The sequence below is a fragment of the Paenibacillus sp. lzh-N1 genome (assembly GCF_002872435.1).
GTDB classification, from domain to species: domain Bacteria; phylum Bacillota; class Bacilli; order Paenibacillales; family Paenibacillaceae; genus Paenibacillus; species Paenibacillus polymyxa_C.
Genome location: NZ_CP025696.1, coordinates 4,478,311 through 4,496,745, shown reverse-complemented (window position 1 = coordinate 4,496,745; position 18,435 = coordinate 4,478,311). Strand labels below are relative to the sequence as shown.

General features: G+C 43.4%; 17 protein-coding genes. 9 read left to right on the top strand and 8 right to left on the bottom strand.

Annotated elements, in window-relative coordinates; translation table 11 throughout:
* Positions 1 to 15 precede the first annotated feature (15 nt).
* Complete coding sequence (locus C0638_RS20235; RefSeq protein WP_058712061.1) at positions 16 to 873, bottom strand: GRP family sugar transporter; 858 nt, start codon at positions 871 to 873, stop codon at positions 16 to 18.
* Between the two features lie 501 nt (positions 874 to 1,374).
* Between C0638_RS20235 and C0638_RS20230 the strand changes: the two genes are divergently transcribed.
* Positions 1,375 to 3,609 (top strand): alpha-galactosidase, encoded by a 2,235-nt coding sequence (locus C0638_RS20230; RefSeq protein ID WP_058711648.1) that lies wholly within the window; start codon positions 1,375 to 1,377, stop codon positions 3,607 to 3,609.
* A 179-nt stretch (positions 3,610 to 3,788) separates the two neighbouring features.
* Here the strand turns inward: C0638_RS20230 and C0638_RS20225 are convergent, their stop codons facing one another.
* From C0638_RS20225 to C0638_RS20215, 3 genes are all read right to left on the bottom strand, one after another.
* Positions 3,789 to 4,700 carry an aldo/keto reductase gene (locus C0638_RS20225; protein WP_419179365.1) on the bottom strand — a complete coding sequence of 304 codons (912 nt, stop codon included), beginning with the start codon at positions 4,698 to 4,700 and terminating at the stop codon, positions 3,789 to 3,791.
* Positions 4,701 to 4,794: 94 nt separating this feature from the next.
* Positions 4,795 to 5,790, bottom strand: coding sequence for a Gfo/Idh/MocA family protein (locus tag C0638_RS20220; RefSeq protein WP_058711647.1), 996 nt, complete (start codon positions 5,788 to 5,790; stop codon positions 4,795 to 4,797).
* Position 5,791: 1 nt separating this feature from the next.
* Positions 5,792 to 6,811: a Gfo/Idh/MocA family oxidoreductase gene (locus C0638_RS20215; protein ID WP_025678525.1), complete on the bottom strand. Its 1,020-nt coding sequence runs from the start codon at positions 6,809 to 6,811 to the stop codon at positions 5,792 to 5,794.
* Positions 6,812 to 6,991: 180 nt separating this feature from the next.
* Between C0638_RS20215 and C0638_RS20210 the strand changes: the two genes are divergently transcribed.
* Positions 6,992 to 7,858: a MurR/RpiR family transcriptional regulator gene (locus C0638_RS20210; RefSeq protein WP_013371333.1), complete on the top strand. Its 867-nt coding sequence runs from the start codon at positions 6,992 to 6,994 to the stop codon at positions 7,856 to 7,858.
* Between the two features lie 110 nt (positions 7,859 to 7,968).
* On the opposite strand, the gene C0638_RS20205 is transcribed toward C0638_RS20210, so the two are convergent.
* Entirely contained in the window at positions 7,969 to 8,274 is a 306-nt protein-coding gene (locus C0638_RS20205) for an ArsR/SmtB family transcription factor (protein WP_014599797.1), read from the bottom strand.
* 111 nt (positions 8,275 to 8,385) lie between these two features.
* On the opposite strand from C0638_RS20205, the gene C0638_RS20200 reads away from it, so the two are divergent.
* Entirely contained in the window at positions 8,386 to 9,549 is a 1,164-nt protein-coding gene (locus tag C0638_RS20200; RefSeq protein WP_058711646.1) for an MFS transporter, read from the top strand.
* A 125-nt stretch (positions 9,550 to 9,674) separates the two neighbouring features.
* On the opposite strand, the gene C0638_RS20195 is transcribed toward C0638_RS20200, so the two are convergent.
* Positions 9,675 to 10,802, bottom strand: a complete 1,128-nt coding sequence (locus C0638_RS20195; protein WP_040103672.1) for an NAD(P)/FAD-dependent oxidoreductase — start codon at positions 10,800 to 10,802, stop codon at positions 9,675 to 9,677.
* Between the two features lie 150 nt (positions 10,803 to 10,952).
* Between C0638_RS20195 and C0638_RS20190 the strand changes: the two genes are divergently transcribed.
* From C0638_RS20190 to C0638_RS20170, 5 genes are read left to right on the top strand one after another with little or no spacing between them, the layout of a single operon-like run.
* Positions 10,953 to 11,660, top strand: a complete 708-nt coding sequence (locus C0638_RS20190) for a lantibiotic protection ABC transporter ATP-binding protein (RefSeq protein WP_058711645.1) — start codon at positions 10,953 to 10,955, stop codon at positions 11,658 to 11,660.
* Between the two features lies 1 nt (position 11,661).
* Positions 11,662 to 12,393 (top strand): lantibiotic immunity ABC transporter MutE/EpiE family permease subunit, encoded by a 732-nt coding sequence (locus C0638_RS20185; RefSeq protein ID WP_040103670.1) that lies wholly within the window; start codon positions 11,662 to 11,664, stop codon positions 12,391 to 12,393.
* Position 12,394: 1 nt separating this feature from the next.
* Positions 12,395 to 13,153, top strand: a complete 759-nt coding sequence (locus C0638_RS20180; RefSeq protein ID WP_040103669.1) for a lantibiotic immunity ABC transporter MutG family permease subunit — start codon at positions 12,395 to 12,397, stop codon at positions 13,151 to 13,153.
* A 36-nt stretch (positions 13,154 to 13,189) separates the two neighbouring features.
* Positions 13,190 to 13,849, top strand: coding sequence for a response regulator transcription factor (locus C0638_RS20175; protein WP_058711644.1), 660 nt, complete (start codon positions 13,190 to 13,192; stop codon positions 13,847 to 13,849).
* Positions 13,840 to 15,240 carry a HAMP domain-containing sensor histidine kinase gene (locus C0638_RS20170; RefSeq protein WP_058711643.1) on the top strand — a complete coding sequence of 467 codons (1,401 nt, stop codon included), beginning with the start codon at positions 13,840 to 13,842 and terminating at the stop codon, positions 15,238 to 15,240. Before C0638_RS20175 ends, C0638_RS20170 begins: the two co-directional genes overlap by 10 nt.
* 62 nt (positions 15,241 to 15,302) lie before the next feature.
* On the opposite strand, the gene C0638_RS20165 is transcribed toward C0638_RS20170, so the two are convergent.
* Positions 15,303 to 17,342 (bottom strand): fibronectin type III domain-containing protein, encoded by a 2,040-nt coding sequence (locus tag C0638_RS20165; RefSeq protein ID WP_058711642.1) that lies wholly within the window; start codon positions 17,340 to 17,342, stop codon positions 15,303 to 15,305.
* 414 nt (positions 17,343 to 17,756) lie between these two features.
* Here C0638_RS20165 and C0638_RS20160 point away from each other — a divergent pair, with 414 nt between their 5' ends.
* Positions 17,757 to 18,086, top strand: coding sequence for a DUF3817 domain-containing protein (locus tag C0638_RS20160; RefSeq protein ID WP_058712596.1), 330 nt, complete (start codon positions 17,757 to 17,759; stop codon positions 18,084 to 18,086).
* A gap of 126 nt (positions 18,087 to 18,212) precedes the next feature.
* Here the strand turns inward: C0638_RS20160 and C0638_RS20155 are convergent, their stop codons facing one another.
* On the bottom strand, positions 18,213 to 18,419 hold the full coding sequence (locus tag C0638_RS20155; protein ID WP_058712595.1) for a hypothetical protein: 207 nt from the start codon (positions 18,417 to 18,419) through the stop codon (positions 18,213 to 18,215).
* Positions 18,420 to 18,435: the final 16 nt, after the last annotated feature.

Here is an 18,435-nt window from a genome sequence, read left to right as displayed (position 1 = left end):
CTCCACAAATTCTCTCTAGGGCTTAAGCAGGCTAATCATTCCTACTCCTATCATCAGCACCGTAATTCCCACAAGTATAGCTAACCATTCATAAAGACTTTTCTTTTCCTTAAATAATAAAATGCTGCCGACACAAGCAATTGCAATGCTCGCTTGAGAGATCGGAAAACTAGCCGCCATGCCGATCAGACCGTTGGAAATAAATAGTGCTAGATTAGCAATGCTCCAAACCAATCCTGTAAACAAATTGCGAAGCACTGGAGAGAAGCGTAGCCGATGTTTGCCTTTCAAATTTATGACCAGGGCCGAGCATAACATCCCGAGCGATTGCGGCAGAATGACGAACAGCCCAGATATGTTAAAGTACTGATTGATAACTACATAACTGCTTAACGCTAACCCGGAGCAAACCAGCATCATGATAATTCGTAACGGCATAGGCTTAGACAGCCCAGCAGACTTGCCCTGATAGCTGGTCAATAGAACTCCCGCTAAAATACACAGAAGAGAACCAACACCCATCCCATATTGGTAACCTGTTATCCATTCACCCAAGATCAGTGCGGCAAATAACGTCGTCCCTATCAACTGTAGACCGCAAATAACAGGAATGGTGATGGATGCGCTTACTTTTTGGAAAGATCGAAACTGGAACAATTGTCCAGCAGCCCAGAAAATACCGGATATAAAACTTACCACGAAAGGAATCGGTGCTAATGAGGCTGGATGATTGATATACACGCACAGGGCAAACAGCACAGCACCAATAACGGTACCTGTCAGCTGTTCTCGGGGACTGGCTTTAGTCATATACGCCAATATCGGCATGACTCCCCAGCCGACAGCTGGAATAAAGGTGGTTATGAAATCCACGCGCGGTGCTCCTCCCGTAAAAAGTATTTTTCCTACAATCGTTAAAAATACCATGCAGGGAAAAACCAATAATTTTACGATAGCAAAGAAAACCGCTTCCAAATACCAATATTTTTATAGATTAATATAGCAAAACCAAAGAAATTGTTCCCTATATGCGCCTATCCCACAATTTTATAGAATCAGATCCGATATATTTTCATGCTCTGAACTGGGATGTGTATCTACATCCTGAATCGTATTCTGGCCCATTCGCACCCTCCCCGTACTTTGCCCAATATAGAATCTATGTTTGTTAATTTATCAGTATAGCATAAATTAAGGATGACAAATGCCTAGAAAAAAGGTTGGATCTAACTATAGATTTCCTTTGAAGGTTTCTTTGTTTTTCCCATAATACGCTTAAAAAAAGTAATGTATTTTCTCCCCCTGGCTTTGTTATGCTGAATTCGATAATAACGCTTTCAACAGGTCTGCTATATTTTGAAAGGGGCTATGTACATGGCTAGTATACAAGTTAACCCAAAGGAACGTACATTTCACTTAACGAACAAATACTGTAGTTATCTTTTCCGTGTCATGGAGAACGGGCAATTGGAGCATTTGTATTATGGCAAAAAAATGGAGTACCTAGGTCAATATGACCGTTTTATTGAACGAAGCTACCGCTCTGTGTCTATCGGTGAATTTGATGGTGACTTGGTAACATCATTGGAAAGCATCAAGCAGGAATTTCCTTCTTCGGGAAGTGGAGACTTTAGAGAACCAGCAGTTGAGATCATACAGGAGGACGGTTCTCATGTCATGGAGTTCATCTTTGACCGTTACGAGGTCATCACGGGGAAACCTAAAATCCCCCATCTCCCTGCTACGTTTTGTAAGGAAGCAGATGAAGCAGAGACACTCCAGATCACGCTGACCGATTCCCTTACAGGAGCGGTTGCCGTGCTTGCATACACCATCTTCAGTGAACTGCCTGTAATCACGAGATCCGTATCCATAACGAATTCCGGAAATAGTGTTCTGAGAGTCAACCGTCTAATGAGCATGAGCCTTGATCTTCCTGACTCCGAATATGAAATTATTCATTTGTCGGGGGCATGGGGTAGGGAACGACATGTGGAGCGTACACCACTCAGACCAGGTGTTCAGTCCATTGGGAGCACACGAGGAATTAGTAGTCATATTCACAATCCATTCTTGGCGCTTGCCAAACCGGGATCTCAGGAACACCAAGGAGAAATATATGCAGTGAATCTCGTCTACAGCGGAAACTTTCTTGCCCAGGCGGAAGTGGACAGCTACTCAACTACCCGACTGAGCCTCGGTATTCATCCTGACAAATTCTGCTGGACTCTGAAGCCTGGAGAATGTTTTTATTCACCTGAAGCAGTTATGGTCTACTCACAGAGCGGTTTGAACGGCATGAGCCAGGCGTTCCATCGCCTGTACAATAAACACTTAATTCGTAGTAGCTGGGCTGAACGGGAACGACCTGTATTGATCAATAACTGGGAGGGTACCTACTTTGATTTTACCGAAAAGAAAATAGTGGATATGGCTAAAAAAGCAAGTGAACTAGGGATTGAGCTCTTTGTCTTGGATGACGGTTGGTTCGGTCAAAGAAACAATGATACCTCCTCACTCGGTGACTGGTTTGAAAATCGTGAAAAGCTACCGAACGGAATCTCGAATTTGGCAAAGAAGATCAATGAGCTTGGTATGAAATTCGGTCTTTGGTTTGAGCCGGAAATGGTTAACTCCGACTCTCATATTATGAGGGAACATCCGGATTGGGTTGTGGGAACACCCGGGCGTAAACGCAAGCATGGACGACATCAGTATGTTCTTGATTATTCCCAACCGCCTGTTGTGGATTACCTGTTTAAGTTAATGGATGACGTGCTCTCTTCTGCTCATATCGAATATGTAAAATGGGATATGAATCGCTGCATTTCAGAAGCCTATTCATTATCTCTGGGCAAGGAAAGACAGGGCGAGTTTTTCCATCGTTACGTCCTAGGCGTGTATGCTTTATATGAGAAACTGATTACCAAATACCCTGAGGTTTTGTTTGAGTCCTGTGCTTCCGGTGGAGGACGATTTGATCCAGGGATGCTTTATTATGCTCCGCAAACATGGACGAGCGACGATAGCGAAGCTATTGAACGTCTTAAGATTCAGTATGGCACTTCCATGGCCTATCCGCTTAGCAGCATGGGTGCTCATGTGTCAACCATTCCGAACCACCAGGTAGGCAGAACCGCACCGCTGCAAACCAGATCAAATGTCGCCTACTTCGGTGTATTCGGTTACGAACTTGATCCATTAGCTTTAACCGAGGAAGAGTGCAATATAATCAAAAAGCAAATACAACTGTATAAACGTCACCAACGATTAGTTACCCAGGGAACGTTTTACCGTCTGCTAAGTCCCTTTGAAAAAAATGAGACAGCTTGGATGACCATTGATGCAGAACGTGAGCATGCTCTCGTCGGCTGGTACCAGGTACTCTCACGCCCCAATGCAGCTTATTCACGGCTAAAGCTCATCGGACTGGACGAAATGGCAGTATATTTCGTGGAAGAACTGGATCGACGTTTCACGGGCAGCGAGTTAATGAACATCGGACTTATACTCACCCCGCCTTATAAGGCTGACCAGGATTTTAATATTGCGGAGAAATATGATTTCTCATCTCAATTATTCACTCTAACTAAAGAGACTTCCTCGTGATTGATATAAGTTTCATTAAGGGATAGACTTTAGTTAGAACGCTATGATTGTGCTATTGATCTTAAATACGTCATACCGGGTAAAATCATTTTCGTATAAATTCGATGATTTTACCTGGTACGACTCTCTGAAAAAAAGGTATTCCATCAATTCAATCTCCACAGCTATGAAGAATTAGATCATAGGCCTGTTCTTCTCTCCAACTCCTCCGTATATCTCGCGCCCATCAAAGGGATTTGTGAGGCTGCATTGCTAATGTTCCGCACATCTTCAGACGTAAGCTGAAGACTCACCGCGCCTAAATTTTCTTCCAAACGACTCAATTTCCGCGTGCCCGGAATCGGAACGATCCACGGCTTTTGGGCAAGCAGCCAGGCGAGCGCAACTTGAGCTGGCGTTGCTTTTAACTGCTCAGCCATCTCCTTAAGCAGGTCCACTAGTACCTGATTGGCCTCCAACGCTTCTGAAGTAAAACGCGGAAGAATACTGCGCAAATCGTCATGACTGAATGTCGTGTCTGTATTAAAACTCCCCGTCAGGTAACCCTTACCCAAAGGACTGAACGGAACGAAGCCAATGCCGAGCTCCTCAAGCGCAGGAATGAGTTCCTCTTCGGGACGTCTCCACCACAGAGAATATTCACTCTGAACCGCGTGTGCTCGACGGATCGTCTGCACTCCTGCTTCAGATAATCCCCAGTGCTTCACCTTTCCTTCTCTGATCAGATCTTGCACGGCTCCTCCCGCCACCTCTTCGATCGGCAAATCTGGATCGACCCGGTGCTGATAATACAGATCGATGGCTTCAATCTTGAGACGTTTAAGCGATGCTTCAGCAACTTTTTTGATATGCTCAGGGCGACTGTTCATTCCGAATGGCTTGCCATCCTGAATATTAAAGCCGAATTTGGTGGCAATTACGACTTGATCGCGAACAGGAAGAAGTGCTTCGCCCAAAAGTTCCTCATTCGTATAAAGTCCATATACTTCAGCGGTATCAAAGAAAGTCACGCCGCGCTCGACTGCTTCCCGAATGACTGAGATCATTTTCTTTGGATCAGAAGCCGGGCCATAGCCGTAGCTCATTCCCATGCATCCAAGCCCCATCGCGGAAACTTCCAGACCGCTATTTCCCAATTTACGAAGCAGCTCAAGCGAGTTGCTTCTTCAATTTCAGGTACAAGCATTAAAGATTGTGTTTATCGGGACCAAACACAAGATTGGCCGACTGTTTGGCCTTCTCAATGACATTCATGACCTTTTCGCTATGTTCAAGCATATCCGAGACTTTTTCCAAATCATTTTCTCGGATGATACGTTCGAATTCAACGAATTCGTCATACATACGATGCGAATGATCTTTCAGGTCCACCTGGATGGGCGTTTCCTTATTAGGAGTGTATTCAAAATAATCGCATATATTAGCTGAACTCGCCATGTGTACATAGCCTTTATTGCCTTGAATGTTCACTGCATTGGGTGCCGTACTGTCTTTTGAACCTATGCAAACACACTTAAAATCGCCGTAATCAAGCAGCAGTATGCCTGAAGTGTCAATTCCACGTTCCATGTTCGCCAAATATTCTACCTTCTTAGGGCTCCCGAAGAGGCCAACAACAAAATGAATATTGTATAAATTGATATCCATCAATGCTCCGCCAGACATTTCCGGATTAAACGCAGGCTGGATTACTCCCGCTTTAAAAGCCTCATACCGGGATGAATATTGAGAATAGTTGCATTCAACTATTTTAATCTCGCCAAGTTTAGGCAGATACTCCTTTATGGACAAATAATTTTTCAAATATTGATTCGTAATAGCTTCCACCAATACCAGTTTTCTTTGCTGAGCAATTTCTTTTAGCTCTAGAAATTCATGCACATTGGATGTAAATGGCTTCTCACATATGACATGCTTACCACTCAGTAATGCTTCTTTGGCATATGAATAATGGAGATGATTAGGCAAACCAATATAGACAGTATCTACTTCATTATTCCTCAGCATTTTGCTGTAATCCGAATAAATCTGAGAGATTCCATATCTATGTTGCCAAGCTAGTAATTTCTCTTCATGGCTAGGCCTAGAACAAATGGTCTTTAATAAGATCGTCGGGATTTCCTGAATAAAGCTCAATAGATCCCCTACGATCATTCCTGCTCCGACAATTCCCAATTTCATTCTAGTTACACTCCTCTATACCCTTCTCAAGTATTTCCATTGAAGTTATGGTTTCTTCATCTGTAATCGCTTTTTCTTTGCCGTGTATGATCGAATGATAGAGATCGTCATACACTCGGGCATAATCTCCTTTTTCAGAAACCACTTTTTCTTCATGGTACTGACCATCATCATCCAGGTACGTTAAAATGCCATAATGCTCAGGCTGGTCGATGCCAAAATCGGCGTGTCCCTTAGGCAGATAGTATAATTTAAGATGCTCCTCCTGACGATCCTTTGTCTGCTTTATAAAAACGCCTTTTTTGCCGTATACTACAAAACTCGGCCGCTCTTTTAAACGAAAAAAGCTGGATTTAATGGATACCTTGAGTGAGGGATAATAAAAATCCAGATCAAAATAGTCATTCATTCTTCCAGAACCGAGCAATTGGCGCACGTCGTAATGGATCGTGTCAGGTTTCCCAAAATAGGAAAGAACCTGGTCAATGGTATGAGCGCCATGTCCATAGAGGTAACTGTTATATTTGGAAAAATGAGAGGTGGAGTTGGGGGTTTCAGGGCGGTAATAATCGAAATGCATTTCCACCTCCAACAAATCACCGAGTTTTCCTGATTCAATGACCTTCTTGGTAGTAAGAAAATCCGAATCGTATCGTCTGTTTTGGTAGCACTGTATAATCAGATTTTTCTCTTTGGCATATTGGAAGATGGACACTGCTTCTTCTTTCGTTAACATAAAGGGTTTCTCAATAAGTACATTTTTTCCGTGGTCGAGTGCCATTTTCGCATAAGTGTAGTGGGATTCTACAGGTGTACAGACAACAATCAACTGAATTTCCTTATCGTTCATTAAAGATTCAAGATTATCTGTATACTGCACGCCAGGGATTTTCTCCCACTCCCCTTTATCTGGATTACGGGCGTAGATCGTCTTTACTTTCAAATGATCTCTGGTCAATGAAAAAGGAAGATGATACCGATTGGTGCTTTTGCCATTCCCAATATAACCGATGGTAAGCATATTAATTCCCCCTAGGCTCTTTTTCATTTATTATAGTAGAAGAACGTCGATCGTAAATAATTTGCCATCAAAATGGTACATTTAACCGAATATTTGTAAGCATGACGGCTTGTTTTTAAACAAAATGTTTATTGGGTATCTTTTATCAAACGTTATTTCAATTGAACCGGGGGGAACCTGTTGAAAATACTGATGCAATTATCAGAAATGCAAAACTTTACACCAAACGAAAAAAGCATTGCTTCCTACATTTTGGTCCACAAGGAATCGATCCTGCACTTAAATATTCAGGAGCTTGCCAAAGCTACGTATACTTCGCATTCCGCCATTAATCGATTAATTCACAAACTTGGGCTATCCGGCTTCAAGGAGTTTATAATAAAACTCGCTCGGGAATTCCAGCAAGATACCCAGAATATTTCCAATGTAGACCCCAACTATCCATTCGGGTTTGATGAAACCCCACTTCAAGTGGCGAAAGAAATTGCTGAATTAATGAAGGAAACGATTGAAAAAAACTTTACATTCATGGATGATCACTTGCTGTCACAAACAGCCCAGTTGCTGGATCAAGCAAATAGGATCTTTATATATGCGTTAGGCGATTCACAAATCCGAGCGAAAAGTTTTCAGAATAAATTAGTAAAAATCAACAAGTATGTGGTTATAGCCACGGAGCTGTCTGAATGGGCTTACCATACGGCTAATCTAACTTCAGAAGATTGCGCTATTTTCTTAACTTACCACGGTAAGTCACCGATTTTTTTAAAAGCGGCACGACATTTTACGCGTGAGAATATCCCTTTTATCACCATTACAGCTACCAATCAAAGTGAGTTGGCCAAACGAAGTAGTATATGTATCCAGGTACCTAATGACGAAGTAAAGCATGCCAAGATTGGAACATTTTCGTCGCAAATTGCCTTTGACTATGTATTAAACGTGATCTACTCCTGTATCTATAAAATCGACTACTTGAAAAATATGCAAACCCTGACACAATCGTTGGAGAATTCGCATCTCAACGACATGATGAATGACGTGTAGAGGGATCAGCTTCTCTCTAACTGCAAAATAAGCGGCAATTTATAATTATATATGGTTGTTCTTCGACAAATAAGGTCTAGTTAGTTTTATGCTAACTAGACCTTTTTCTTTTATTGCTTCAAGCCCATCAGTACGGCCGACAGCAAGCTAGGAAAGCGTTCATTCAAATCATCGTAACGGATAGAGATAAAGCGTTGGGTTCCCTCTATTCTCGTATGAATAACCCCTGATTCCCGAAGAACCTTAAAATGATGAGACAAGGTTGACTTTGGAGCTGAAATATCTATCGAGCTGCAGGATTGCTCCCCTTTTTCGTCTAAAATCTGGATGATATTAAGCCGAATGGGGTCACTTAGAGCATATAAAACTGTAGGTAGAGTAATTTCAATTACGTTGGGATGATACAGCGTTCTCAAGATCCGTTCACCTGCCTAACAAAGAATTATAGTTGCATTATAGCATATTGGAATGCTATATTTCTATTATTCGAAAATATTCAAACTATAGAACAAATGGAGGGTTTCGTTTTGAATAAAATTATCACCTTGTTTTTCTTGATCATGTTTTTCATTGGTACGGATACATTCATTGTGTCGCCTCTTCTACCTATTCTTCGTGAAAGCTTCGGCATTTCTATCGAACAATCGGGCTGGATTGTTTCAGCCTATGCTTTAGGGTATGCTCTGTTTGCCTTAATTGCAGGACCGTTGTCAGATGCATGGAATCGAAAAAAAGTACTACTGTTCGGCTTACTTGGTTTTGGTATCTTCACTCTACTTTGCGGCTTTGCCGTTGATTTTTGGACCATGTTTGCTTTTCGCTTATTGGCTGGCATTAGTGCCGCTTTTGCCTCACCTCAAGTTTGGGCAGCCATTCCTCAGTTAGTTCAACCACATAAAGTGTTAAAAGCCATGGGAGTTGCCACCGCAGGATTAGCTTTTTCCCAAATGCTAGGCGTGCCCATTGGCAGCTATCTCGCTACCGCCGGGTGGCAAACACCCTTTATTATGATTGGTTGCTGCACCTTCCTGATCGTTATTTGGACTGCTGTTCTCTTGCCCGCCTTGCCTCCTTCTATACAGAAGCAAAAGGCTCTCTCGATTAGGAACAGATACCGTTCATTGCTGCAGGGGTCAACACCTAAGGTCGCTTTTCTGGCCTACTTCCTGTTCCAACTCGGAAATTTTGCTGCCTTCTCTTTTATTGGCACATGGCTGTCCGACAAATTCAGCCTCAATGTTGCAAATATTGGCACAGTGATATTATTCCTTGGTTTAGGAAATACGATCAGCAGCTTATTTGGGAGCAGCTTAGTTAACAAAGTGGGGCCTAAGCACTCTTTGATCTATGGCGTAATTTTCATCGGTCTGCTTTATTTGCTTCTGCCCTATTTACCTAGTGTGACCTATGTCGAAATTACATATTTTCTGATCTTCCTTATCCTTGGAATGATTTTCCCGCTTATGATGAGTATGCTTCAAACCTTATCTGCCACAGCACGCGGAACAGTTTCATCACTTGCCAATTCTTCTATGTATTTTGGAACAATGGTTGGCTCTTTCACAGCAGGAATGCTATACGCGCACAGCGGTGGTTTTATTTCCGTTAGCCTGTTTTCTGTGATTTGTTTCGGTGTGTCACTAATCTTGTTCCTACGTAGCGGGGTTTTACTAGGTCTAAGACTAAAATAGAAACGAGTAACCTTAAAAAATCGACATAAGCTCTATCTTTGGGCCAGGAAAAGAACTTATATTATTAGAAAAGCCGCCAGTATGGCGGCTTCTTATGCATATCTACTGTTGTCCAGCTTCAAGGATCAATCTTCATCAATAGCATTTTGAATATCATAATCATCGATGTTGATATCCAAAGCCATCCCCAGTGCTAACTTTGCCAGTTGGCTTCCAATAAAGGGACCCATGGTCAGCCCGGATGCTCCAAGCCCATTGGCAGCTATAAGGCCGTTCCAGCCAGGCACAGCTCCAAGCACCGGTAGAAAACCGGGGGTAAAAGGACGGAAACCGACTCTTACCTCCTGAAAAGTGCTATTTGCCAAACCAGGTGCTAATTCTAAACCTTTATTTAGGATTTCCTGCATTCCACCTGCTGTTACTCTTGTATCGTAGCCTTCGATTTCATTTTCGTGAGTCGCACCTATTACGATCTTCTGTTGATCAAACGCCAACAAATACTGGTCAGAAGGCGGTATGATTACAGGCCAGGTGCCTGTATCTTGTCCGGCAGGGATCTGCAAATGCATGATTTGTGCCTTTTGAAAACTAACTTTAAAGCGAATGCCCAAAGGCAGCATCAGTTGATTGGCCCATGCACCAGCACAAACAATGACTACGTCAGACGAAAAACTATGTCCATCGACCGTTACTCCGGTTACATGGTCGGAATTATATTGAAGCACAGCATCCCCATGGATAAGGGTTGCCCCATTTCTTTGGGCTGATCGGATCAACGCGTCACGTAGCGCACGACCATCTATACGAGCAGCACCGCTAATATGAACAGAATGATATCGATCTTCTAATAAAGGAAACTGTTCATGGGTTTCCTTTTCATTTAGTTGCGTAATTTCACCGATTTCCGGTGCATCTGTATGTCGTAAGTGTGCCCGTTCCTGCATTTTTTTGATTTTCTCCAAATCATCGTGAATACTGAGAGCCCCAACTTGAGCATAGCCAGTTTCTGTTTCTCCCTCGCTTTTGAGTTCTTCAATCAACCCGGGGTAAAAACGTGCGCCCGCTTTGGCTAGCTGGTACCAAGCCTGATTGCGTCGCTGTGATAGCCAGGGACAGATAATGCCAGCAGCTGCATCAGTCGCCTGTCCTTTATCTTTGCGGTCTACAAGAATGACATCAGCGCCTATTTTTGCTAACTGGTATGCTGTCGATGCCCCCAGAATTCCTGATCCGATTACGATAACCTTCTCCATGATTACATCCCTTTCCTAAATCACTGTATCCATTATAGCGAATACTGCATGAATGCATAAAGTTTGAAACATTAATATTTCAATCCTTATAAAGTTCTTAGAATTGATCTGTAAAGTAGTTGTCAGAACGAATGAAAAGGATGAACTGATATGGATAATATTATTTTACAGACTAAAAATCTCTGCAAAACCTTTGGACGACAGCAGGCAGTGAACAACGTCGCGTTGTCTATTCAGGAGAATTCCGTGTATGGATTGCTCGGGCCAAATGGGGCAGGAAAATCAACTACCTTAAAAATGCTAACCGGTATGCTACGCCCGACAGCCGGTGAGATTTTATTTCAAGGGAAACCTTGGTCCCGAAAAGATCTTGCTCAGATCGGCGCGCTGATCGAAGCTCCTCCACTCTATGAGAATTTGACAGCTAGAGAGAACCTGAAGGTTCGCACAACGTTGCTTGGACTACCTGATTCGCGGATTGATGAAGTGCTGAGCATTGTTGATTTGACCCATACCGGGAAAAAGCGCTCCGGCCAGTTCTCGATGGGTATGAAGCAACGGCTGGGCATTGCGATTGCTCTCCTCAATCATCCCAAGCTATTGATCCTAGATGAGCCAACCAATGGACTAGACCCCATTGGTATTCAGGAGCAACGTGAACTAATTCGCTCCTTCCCGAAGCAAGGAATTACCGTAATTCTTTCCAGTCATATTTTATCCGAAGTCGAACAAATCGTTGACCATGTTGGTATCATTGCCGGCGGCGTATTAGCTTATCAAGAGGCGGTCACTCCAGGGCAAAACCTGGAATCGTTGTTCATGCAGATTGCACAGAAATATCGAAAGGGAGGTGAGTAGGATGCAGCAATACATAGCCGCCGAACATCTAAAATTAAAGCGCACCTTCACGAAAAAGTTGGTCTGGCTTGCCCCCATCGTTACTCTTACTCTGTGTACCGTGCTCATGGGGGGACGTATGCTCCAAAGCGCCAGCTACAATTGGTGGTATTTCATGCTGCTACCAGGTGCCCTCACCTTAATGTGCTCAGGAGTGATCCAAAAGGATGGCAAGAAGCTGAAATACCGTGCTGTCCTTGGCATATCTGTAGATTTGGCTCGGGTATGGTACGGTAAAATCGGGGTTTGCGTAAGGCTCTTAATGGTTTCCTCTATTATCCTATTTATAGGGATAACTCTTGGCGGATTCGTATTCTCAACTTCCGTGACACTAGCAGAAAGCGTCGCTGCAACTCTGCTACTCTTCATCACCTTTTTGTGGCAAGTTCCACTTTGCCTGTTCCTAACGGATCGAATAGGCATGTTTGCCACCCTAATCATCAACATGCTGGGCAACGTAGCCTGCACCGTCTTGTTCGCTACGTCTTCTGTATGGTGGGCGGTACCCTATGCTATTCCAGCGCGATTGATGTGCGCCGTCATTCAAGTGCTGCCTAATGGGCTTGCCGTTCCTTCAGGAGATCCACTTTTGGATAGAGGCATAATTGTTCCCGGCCTGTTGATCACAGTATGTCTATTCATGATTCTGTCAGTGCTGACGGCCATGTCTTTCCGTAAACGGGAGGCTAAGTAAGATGATATCTTTCTTCCGCAATCTGAAATCTGATGTGCTCAAACTTAGAAGGCAGCCCTTATTGCTGGTGCAGCTGCTTGTGCCACTCTTAGGCATAGCAATCTTTCTAGCCTATTATTCCTTCACTCCATACTCACCGATTTCGAAGATAGACGGCTATTTGCAGGTCCTGGCTGTGGTTCTTCCTACCATGATTGGTATTGTATGCTCCATTGCTGTTGAGCAGGAGTCAGTCGCTGGAAATTTTCAACACCTCTTGACCTCGCCGGTGAAGCTGTTACCTTTTTTGAGCAAGCTTAGCCTGCTTCTGTGCTTGGGATTTGGTAGTGTGCTGCTTGCCTCAGGCGGCTTTGGAGCTGGCTATATATATCTGTTGAAAGAGTCCCCGTATGGCTTGAAGTTTTATGTGTTGGCTGCCTGCATTCTGTTTATGTCGAGTGTATTCCTTTATATTCTGCATTTTTTCATTAGTTTGCGATTCGGTAAAGGAGCTTCTATCGGTCTGGGCATCATGGAGAGTCTATTGTCCGCTTTGCTTCTAACAGGGCTGGGTGATCATAATTGGATATTCATCCCCTCTGCTTGGGCTGCCCGCTTCATCACGATCTGGGTGCAATACGGCGTAAGCTCAGCAGATTCTATCCCTGAAACTATACAGCTTGATTTGGGAATCAGATATTGCGTAGTAGGGACCTTAGTCATCATGGTATTATTAGGGTTATGGATTTGTCGTTGGGAAGGACAAAATTCATCCGAGTAAAGATTAGAGAAAGAAAGCAAGGGAAGTGAATAAAGCATGGCAAACTTGTTGGCCGTTGATGATGAACCCGCCGTTTTGGCACTACTTCAAAATATTTTGCAGAAAGATGGCCATGTTGTCACGGTAGTCTCCACCTCCCCACAGGTTCTCACCATGCAGCTTGGAGCCTTTGACCTCATCCTGCTGGACGTGATGATGCCGAGCATGGACGGATTCACACTCTGTCGGGAAATTCGCAGCAAGGTAGACTGTCCGATCCTGTTCCTTACAGCAAAATCCATGGAGAACGATGTAATGTTGGGCCTTGGGGAAGGAGCCGACGATTATATTGTCAAGCCGTTTGGGGCTGGAGAGCTGCGCGCTCGAATCAACGCCCATCTCAGACGAGAGAATCGTGAACGGCGTAATGTATTCTGCATCGGGGAAGTTCATTTCAATCTGTCGGGTAAGGAAATCACCGTTCAAAATGTTGTAATCCCGTTTACCAAAAGTGAATATGAGATATGTAAGTTTCTAGCTCTGAACTGGGGTCAAGTGTTCTCTAAAGAGCAGATTTACGAAGCCGTCTTCGGCTTTGATGGAGACAGCGACTCCGCCACCATCGTGGAGCATATCAAAAATATCCGGGCCAAGCTTGGCAAAGTAGAGGTTTCGCCAGTGGAGACAGTTTGGGGGATCGGGTACCGATGGAAGTAGCCAAAATACAGCAAGCACATAAGACAACCAAACTGCGAACCATTTTTCTGGGTTATTTAGTTATGTTCTGTATCGGGACGATTGCGCTAGCGCTGTTCCTGGTGCTCATCTTCTATATCCTGATGTCTTGTGGAACCATTCTTCCCGCGAACTATGCTGAGAATCAGGTACGGGAGGATAAGGCAATCCTTGAAGCTGGCAAGACCCTACAACCGGATACTCGGCAGAAACTATATAGATATGCGTTATTCACTGCGAAAGGCCGTCACATTGAGGGAAATCTTTCTGAAAAGCAGGCTCAAGCCGCTTGGAGTGTTACGCAGCAGAGCAATACTGCCTATCAATTTCCCTATAACTATGTAAAAGTTTCACATAATAATGAAGTTACTGTGATGCGCTACTCTGTCTCGGCACAGTTTGAACTTCCTATTCTACGTCAATATCTGCCGAACGCGGAATTGTCCTTTTTTGCCGTGTTTTGTATCGCCTTCCTGGGGGGAGGAGCCCTACTCGCTTCCTCCTTCGGACGAAAGCTGACGCGCAAAATGAGTGGATTGCAGCAGGCTACAAAGCAAATTCAGGCACAGGACCTGGACTTCTCAATTCAGCTCAGTGGTGTGATGGAGATCGATCGGGTGCTCCATTCTATGGATAAAATGAAAGAAACGTTAAAGACTTCGCTTCAGAAACAATGGAATCTCGAAAAATCCCGTCGTGAGCAAATATCCGCCCTGGCACACGATGTCAAAACACCACTCACTATCGTTCGCGGAAACGTAGAGCTGCTGTCCGAAACCGATCAATCGGAGGAGCAAAAAAACTATACCGATTATATAGCGGAGAGCACCAGGCAAATGGAGCAGTATATTAAGACTCTTATTGAAATTTCAAAAGCGGAAACAGTAGCCACCCTGCAGGCGGAAACGATAGATACTGACTTTTATCTAACTAAGATAAAAGATCAGGTAATGGCTCTGGCCGCTGTCAGAAAAATATCTGTCGTATTTGCTACATACAACCTCCCTAGTACGTTGTATGTAGACCCAGTTCTGCTTGAGCGAGCCATCATGAATGTTGCTTCTAATGCGGTAGAGCAAGCGCCGGAATATAGCGAAATCCGGCTGACTGCGGAGTCTGCCGAAGAGTGTATTCGTTTAAGCATCGTAGACGAAGGCCCAGGCTTCTCTCCTGAAGGCCTCAAACAGGCAGCGGAGCAATTTTATATGGGCGACTCGTCCAGAAGATTAAGTGGACATTACGGCATGGGTCTGTATATAACAAAATCCATTGTGAACCTACATGGCGGACAGCTGCTCATCACCAACTCCACCCAGACAGGCGGCGGACAGGTAAGCATTGAGATACCAATCCGTGCAGCATCGACATCATGATAAACTCCTAACAAAAAGAGTTCTAAAGTTTTTTTACTTTAGAACTCTTTTTGTTAGAGTATTTACTTGGTAATCGTAATTTGTTTGGATACACTATTATAGTTTACCTGATAACCCGAAAGCTCGCTGATGACTCGTAATGGAACCAGGGTATAGCCGTTAACAATAACCGGAGCAGAGATGTTCGTCGAATAATTTCGGGAGTTGTTTAACTCATATACAGCAAGGGTGGAATTCTTAACTTGAAGTACTATTTGTTTGCCGTCTGTAGGACGATTCAGAATGATCTTTTTAGTCCCTTTTTCATAGTTTACATCGTAACCCACCCGTTCACTGATAAAGCGTAACGGGACCATTGTTACCCCATTTATAATTTTTGGCGCCTGAGCTATCGTTGTAGCCCGACCATCAACATAAGCTGTTTTAGCTCCTGGTGTCAGGGTGAACGATGTTGTATATGAAGCAACCGCATTGTTCGTGTAACTCGTCGTAGTGCCGGAAGTCGCTGTAGTTGAACTCGTCCCGGACGATGAACTACTGGTGCCTAATGCCCTATTGCGAATAGCCTCCAGTCGATCTAGCAGATCGCTTTTACGTGTACCGGTTGGCAGATCACTTATCGCATCTCTGGCAGAACGCCAGTCGGACGCATTTAGACTGTTCTCCGCAATCCGCATTAAATCTCTCGCTTTCTCATAGTTCGATGAACTAGAGGATGAAGAATAGTAACCATCCGAATTCGTGCGTTCGGATATCTTTACACCACTAGATTCCCTTCCACTACTATTTACGGTTATGACCTTAATCTCATACCAGCGTCCTTCTCGTAAATCCGTTATTTTATAGGATTCTGAGGTTGTAGTTCCCTTATAATCACCATCAACATATATTTTCACCCTCTCAGCTCGACTGGGCATATCGTAGGTGATTTTGATCCAGGTGTCGCTTTTGCTATCGACTTCAAGATTGGACACCTCTGACGAATTGGAGGATGTACTGTCCGTTGTGGCAGTCAGCTTCACACCGGAGGACAACGCACCTGTGCTCCGCTTGGATTTTATCGTGAACGTGTATGTCTGGCTTGCCGAAAGATTATTAAATGTATAGGATGTTCCTGTTGAATCAGTTACCAGCTGCCCATCCTTATATAGACTGACCGTACTAATTCCGCTAGGTCTTGTCCAGGAAACAGTAACGCTATAGTTGTTTACTGATGTCACTGAAGCACCTGTTACCTCGGGCACGATATCGGTAGAGACTGAAGACGTTGTAACCGGAATACTAACTCCTTGAGATATGTTTCCGGATTTGTCTATCGTTTTGACCATTACAGTGTAGGCTGTAGCAGCATTCAAGACATTAAACGTGTAAGACGTGCCTGTGGTTTTCTGAATTTCTGTACCATTTAAATAAATAATCGCTTGGCTTAAGTCAGCATCCTTAGGCAATATGTAATTGATGGTAAATCCATTATATCCTATATTTGTCGCTGTCAGCCCGCTTACTTCTCCTGGGGGTGTCTTATCCACAGGGGCATCAGTGGAAGCTGTTTTAACCTGTACTGTCGTACCTAGAGATTCGTTGCCGCTCTTATTCACTGTCTTTACTCGAAAGGTATATGTCGTATTCGGCTGTAATCCACTCATCATATAAGAGTTACTTCGAATGTTATCAACATATACATCGTTAGTGACATTAACCACTTTTACGTGGTCAAAATTGATGTCCGATGGATTAGTCCAAGACAAATTTACTTTTGTTGTTTCTGTAGGAATCGCTGTCAGATTGCTTACCTCTGCTGGCGCAATATTCGCAGTAACCAATTGGGTCGACATTAATTTCATCACTTGGTTAATATTAGGCTTCTGACCGGTTAATGTAGTCAATTTCGTACTAGAAGTGATCGGTATTTGACGTCCTTGAACGGTCGCTAATTTGGTATGTGATTGTGGTATGTTCAAACCTGTCAGAGTTGAGTTATGCCTTTCAGTCGGCAACGCGCTAGCCACTGCATCGGGTCCCAAAATGCCATACCCCGTATTCAAAATCAGCGTAGCCGTTGCGAACGGAGCCATCCATTGACGCAAACGTTTTTTATTCATGTTTTATGCTCTCCTTGATACCAGTATTGAAATTTTATGTTGTCAAAATAAATAAGTAAACTCACAAATCCTTCTGCTGTAATCCAGCTTTTAAAATATATACCATAACGTACAGACGTTCATTTAACTGTTATCGGAATTTCCATACCAAATGTTTAGACCTGACACTAGCATTCTTTAGTAATTGGGTACATGTTAACCTCGAAATGTCCATATACACAATGCCTTCGAGCTTGGCTAACTAGACATTTTTTTCTTGCGCTAAGCCATACAAAGCAAACCTTGTTACCCTAGTCTCAGAGGAAATATTAAGAGCTAGCTGTAAATATTCGATATATCGTAACTTTCTACCGTTTAATAACATTGCATTATAGGATATATTAAATTTTAAGTAATAGAAAAAGGAGGTGTATTATGTTCAAAAATGCTTTTAAGACGTTTGGTGCCATTGGTAATATTGAAGCGATTTCTTATCTGCTGCTTGTGTGTATTGCCATGCCACTTAAATACGCAGCCGGAATGCCGCAAATGGTAAGCTGGGTGGGAATGATCCATGGGGTACTGTTTGTGGCTTATGTGGTTGCCACTATTGTCATGCTGATTTTGCGTAAAATTACGCTACGGCAAGGGCTTGCAGCCTTAATTGCCTCGCTGTTGCCGTTCGGCCCCTTCATTTTCGATCGTAAGGTGCTTAAGAAAGCCGAAGCCCGTGCCAGTCATACCAGCCCGATCAAAGCTACATAAACCCATACCAGGCCTAGGTCAACGCAGCAATGCGGTGTTCTCCTTACCACTTATACAGCAGAATATAAAAAAACAACCGATGGCTGTAAACCACTCGGTTGTTTTTTTATTCACGAATAATAATTATTAGTTCCTGGCATTTTCCAAAAATTCATAATAGCCATCATTTGACGGATCATCCTGGCTGTTACGTTTGAGATATCCTGCTGTAGCTAGATAAGCAAAAAGTCCGAACATAGCAGCAGAAACAGCTATATATACTTTAAAACCGAAAATTATTGAAAAGATGATCATAAAAATACCGATTGTAAGGGAGACGCCTAACTTTGACATTCTTTCATCCCTTTCT